This window comes from Microbacterium sp. Bi128 (genome assembly GCF_918698205.1).
The window spans coordinates 1-4,415 of the sequence record NZ_CAKKMM010000357.1 but is presented as its reverse complement, the minus strand read 5'-3'; the positions used below and the strand labels follow the sequence as shown (position 1 = coordinate 4,415).

Annotated in this window: 5 protein-coding genes; 3 read left to right on the top strand and 2 right to left on the bottom strand. The window is 67.0% G+C overall.

The window, feature by feature from the left end:
* The first annotated feature begins 136 nt into the window (after nucleotides 1-136).
* The 3 genes from LQV45_RS18910 (at nucleotide 137) to LQV45_RS18900 (ending at nucleotide 2,913) form a co-directional block, all read left to right on the top strand.
* Nucleotides 137-1,402, top strand: coding sequence for a citrate synthase (locus LQV45_RS18910; RefSeq protein ID WP_230008341.1), 1,266 nt, complete (start codon nucleotides 137-139; stop codon nucleotides 1,400-1,402).
* A gap of 180 nt (nucleotides 1,403-1,582) precedes the next feature.
* Nucleotides 1,583-2,254: a TetR/AcrR family transcriptional regulator gene (locus tag LQV45_RS18905; protein WP_230008340.1), complete on the top strand. Its 672-nt coding sequence runs from the start codon at nucleotides 1,583-1,585 to the stop codon at nucleotides 2,252-2,254.
* A 47-nt stretch (nucleotides 2,255-2,301) separates the two neighbouring features.
* Nucleotides 2,302-2,913, top strand: coding sequence for a hypothetical protein (locus LQV45_RS18900; protein ID WP_028275685.1), 612 nt, complete (start codon nucleotides 2,302-2,304; stop codon nucleotides 2,911-2,913).
* Between the two features lie 95 nt (nucleotides 2,914-3,008).
* On the opposite strand, the gene LQV45_RS18895 is transcribed toward LQV45_RS18900, so the two are convergent.
* A complete protein-coding gene (locus tag LQV45_RS18895; RefSeq protein WP_230008342.1) occupies nucleotides 3,009-3,806 on the bottom strand; it encodes a hypothetical protein in 798 nt (265 codons plus the stop codon).
* 165 nt (nucleotides 3,807-3,971) lie between these two features.
* The coding region (locus LQV45_RS18890) for a DapH/DapD/GlmU-related protein (protein ID WP_290370273.1) at nucleotides 3,972-4,415 on the bottom strand (444 nt) is incomplete at its 5' end.

Below are 4,415 nucleotides of genomic sequence, written 5' to 3'. Positions count from 1 at the left end.
CTGACGATCAATGGTGGCTTTCCACAAGAAGGCAGCGCAGCCTTTGGAAATCCTGTCCGCACAGGATCCGCGGGCAGCTTCACCAGATGTTGGACCAGCTTTCGACAGAGGCCCCGATGCCTCATGAGGAGACTCCATGACTGAAACCACCAGCGCAACCCTGCGCCATGCCGGCGGCGAACTCGAACTCCCGCGCATCAAGGTTGTAGAAGGGAACGAAGGCTACGACGTTTCCAAGCTGCTGAAGCAGACCGGCGCCGTCGCCTTCGACCCCGGTTTCATGAACACCGCGGCCACCACCTCGGCCATCACCTACATCGATGGTGACGCCGGCATCCTGCGCTACCGCGGCTACCCGATCGAGCAGCTGGCCCAGCACTCGAGCTTCCTGGAAGTCTCCTACCTGCTGATCTACGGCAACCTGCCGACACCCACCGAGCTGGAGTCCTTCGACCAGCGGATCCGCCACCACACCCTGCTGCACGAGGAGCTCAAGGGCTTCTTCAGCGGCTTCCCCCGTGACGCCCACCCGATGCCGGTGCTGTCCTCGGCCGTGTCGGCGCTGTCGACGTTCTACCAGGACTCGCTGGATCCGTTCAACGCCGAGCAGGTGGAGGTGTCCACCATCCGCCTCATGGCCAAGATGCCGGTCATCGCCGCCTACGCCCACAAGAAGTCGATCGGGCAGCCCATGCTGTACCCGGACAACTCGATGAACCTGGTGGAGAACTTCCTGCGCCTGAGCTTTGGCCTGCCGGCCGAGCAGTACGAGGTGGACCCGGTCATCGCCAAGGCCCTGGACCTGCTCCTGATCCTGCACGCCGACCACGAGCAGAACTGTTCGACGTCGACCGTCCGCCTGGTCGGTTCCTCGAACGCGAACCTGTTCGCCTCCGTCTCCGCCGGCATCAACGCCCTCTTCGGCCCCGCCCACGGCGGTGCCAACGAGGCCGTCCTGAAGATGCTGCGCCAGATCCAGGCCGACGGCATCAAGCCCGAGGACTACATGGAGAAGGTCAAGAACAAGGAAGACGGCGTCCGCCTCATGGGCTTCGGGCACCGCGTCTACAAGAACTACGACCCGCGCGCCAAGATCATCAAGGCCACGGCCCACGAAGTCCTGAGCAAGCTCGGCGGAAACGACGAGCTCCTCGACATCGCCATGCGCCTTGAAGAGAAAGCCCTCAAGCCCAAGCTCTACCCCAACGTGGACTTCTACACCGGCCTGATCTACAAGGCCATGGGTTTCCCGGAGAAGATGTTCACCGTGCTGTTCGCCATCGGGCGCCTGCCGGGCTGGATCGCCCAGTGGCGCGAGATGATCAGCGACCCCAATACGAAGATCGGCCGCCCGCGCCAGCTCTACGTCGGCGAACCGGAACGCAACTACCCGTCGCTGTAGCCCGCCCGCCGGCCACGGCGTGCGCGATAGACAGGACGACGCCGGCCGCGCACCTTTTGCTGAGGTGCGCGGCCGGCGTCGTCCTTATGGGGGCACCGTGCCGCTGTGACCCGCGCCACGTCCCCGCCGGGACCGGTGTGGCCCGGGGCGGCCGCGGCACGTACGTGCTAAAAAAGACCAGTGCCTAAATTTGTCGACGCCGTCATCCGGCGCCAGGAAATAGTTGACGCAGTCTTCAGGATCATCGCAACGGATGGCCTCGAGCGGGCCTCGCTGCGGGAAGTTGCCGATGAAGCGCAGCTGGCCGTCGGCTCGGTGCGGCACTACTTCGCCAGCAGCGACGAGCTGTTGACCCACGCGTTCGCCGTGGTGGTGGACCGAATCGTCGGCCGCCTCACCGACGCGGACTCCCGGCTGGGCGATACGCCGCCGGTTTCAGGGGAGCAGCATGCGGCCGTCCTGGCACTGCTGGGTGAGTTTCTTCCGTTGGACGAGGAACGGGCGGTTGATGCCTGCGTCTGGATGGCCTTCAAGAATGCCGCCCGGACAAGGCCGTTCCTGGCCGCCGAGGCCGACCGCAGCCACCGGGCTGTGGCCGCCGTCGTGGGCGGGCTCATCCTGGGGCTGGCCGAGGCTGAAGGCGCTGACGCCGACCACGCGGCCGGCCTCGACCAGCAGGTGCTCGTCACCGAAGCGGAACTGCTGCTGGCAGTCCTCGACGGCCTGACGATGCACGCCCTCCTGCAGCCCGAGTGGATGACGGCCGTGATGTGCAAGGATGTGCTCGAAGCCCACCTGGCGGGCCTGAACCGACGGCTGGCGGCCGGGCAGCCAGCCGTTAACGCCTCATAACAACAGGAATAGACTGAGATCGTACGTCTTGCCAAGGAGGCAATTGGATGCACCACACCGGCGGACCAGGCTGGCGGATCACGATGGATACTTCTGGTCCCATGCTCATTGCCCTCTACGTTCGTGACGCCGCCGGCTTGGACACCGCGGGACACCCGGCGCTCTGCCATGCGGCACCGAAGATCCGCGCCTCGGACCACTCCCACCTGATCGCCGAGGTTGGCGGCCCGGCTGCGCTCAAGACCGAATGGGAGGCCTGGTGGGAACAGCTGCTGAAAGACCACCCGGAAATGTCCCCCGAGCTCTCCCCTCCGGGCTTCCGTGCGTTCAGCAATTCGCCGGCCCTCCGGCGCGTGCTGCAGGCCCACTTCGGGGCCGCTTTGACGTGGGCCCGGGAACGCCTCGCCGAATACGGAACCCTCGAGGCGGAGCGCGAAGCCAACGGCAACAACGAGCTGCTGGCCGACATGGTGGAGGACCGCCTGCTTGACGTGGGACGGGCTTCAAAGGATTTCGGCCTGACGATCATCGAGCTCCCGCTTGCGGAGCCGCGGGCCTGGTATCTCGAGCCCGATAAGATCATCATGAGCCACGAGCTGTTGTCCCAGCCGGAGCTGTTCCGCAGCTACGTGCAGCCGGTGGTCGATCTCCTCGTCTGAGCCCGCCCGGTGACGGCTGACCCCGCTGGCAACTGACCCGCTGGCAACTGACCCGGTGGCAACTGACCCCGCTGCCAACTGACCCCCGGTAGCGGTCAGGTGCCGGGGGCGTCTGCGACGGTAACCCTGACTTGGCCGGCCGGGACTTGGGCCGGCTGCCAGCCGTCGCGGGACTGCCGGTTCCAGGCGCGGCCCTCGACCTCCACGCTGGTGATTTCGAGCTCCTTGGCGTTGGCCACGGCCCACTGGCCCACAGCCCAGGCCTGGGTTCCTTCGGCCTCGACGAGCAGGGTCCGGCCGTCGGTGGACGCCGTCACGTCCCCGAGAGCAGCGGTCAGCCCTGCGGTGACGGCGGCAGGATTCCCGGCGGCGTCGGGGGAGCGCAGCGAGCAGTCCAGGCCTGCGGGCGTCTGCCCGCTCAGGGCGGAGGCGAACGCGCGGGCCATCACCTCATGCTGGGCGTAGGCCTCCGGGTACGCCGAGCGCTGGACGCGCTGGGCGGCAACGGTGATATCGAGCGACTCGTACCCGGAAACCTCGACGAGGGCATCGTAGAACGCATTGCTGGCGTGGTACGGGTCCATCACCTGCGCCGGGGTGCCCCAACCCTGGGACGGCCGCTGCTGGAACAGTCCGCGGGAGTCGGGACCGGCCTGGTCGCCATGGCCGATGTTGCGCAGTTTGGATTCCTGCATCGAGGTGGCCAGCGCGATGCTGGCGGCCCGGGCCGGAAGTCCCCGCCGGACCGCGACGGCGGTGATGAGGGAGGCGTTGGCCGCCTGGTCGGTGGAGAGGTCATCGCCGCCGCTTCCCGTGGCCGTGCAGCGTTCGGTGATCAAGGTCTCCGACCGTTGCAGGAACGTCACCGCGGTGTAGATGCCGCCCGCGACCATCGCCAGGGTCAGCAGAAGGACAATCCGGCGCCGCCAGCTCCCTCGTCGTGCCACGAAAATACTCCCTCAGGCCCCTGCGGGCTGCGTCATCGGCTTTTTCGTCGGGGCGGGTCGGCCCCGCCAGCGCGGTCTTCGCCGCCCGCCATACCGTACCAGCCGGTGCGGTCAGTTGGCGTGCAGGGCCTCGTTGAGCTCCACCGTCTGGCCCTTGCGGGGGAGGACCTCAACCTCACCAGTGGTGGAATTGCGGCGGAAGAGCAGGTTCGGAACGCCGGAAAGGTCCACGGCCTTGACGATCCGGCTGGTGTCTTCGCCGTCGGCGTCCTTGGGGCCGATCACGCGCACACGGGTGCCGGCGGTGACGTAGAGGCCTGCCTCCACCACCGAGTCGTCACCGATGCTGATGCCCACACCGGAATTGGCGCCGAGGAGGACCCGCTCGCCGAGGGAGATCTTTTCCTTGCCGCCGCCGGAGAGGGTTCCCATGATCGAGGCCCCGCCGCCGACGTCGGACCCGTCGCCGGTGATGACGCCGGCCGAGATCCGGCCCTCGACCATGGAGGTACCCAGGGTTCCGGCATTGAAGTTCACGAAGCCCTCGTGCATGAC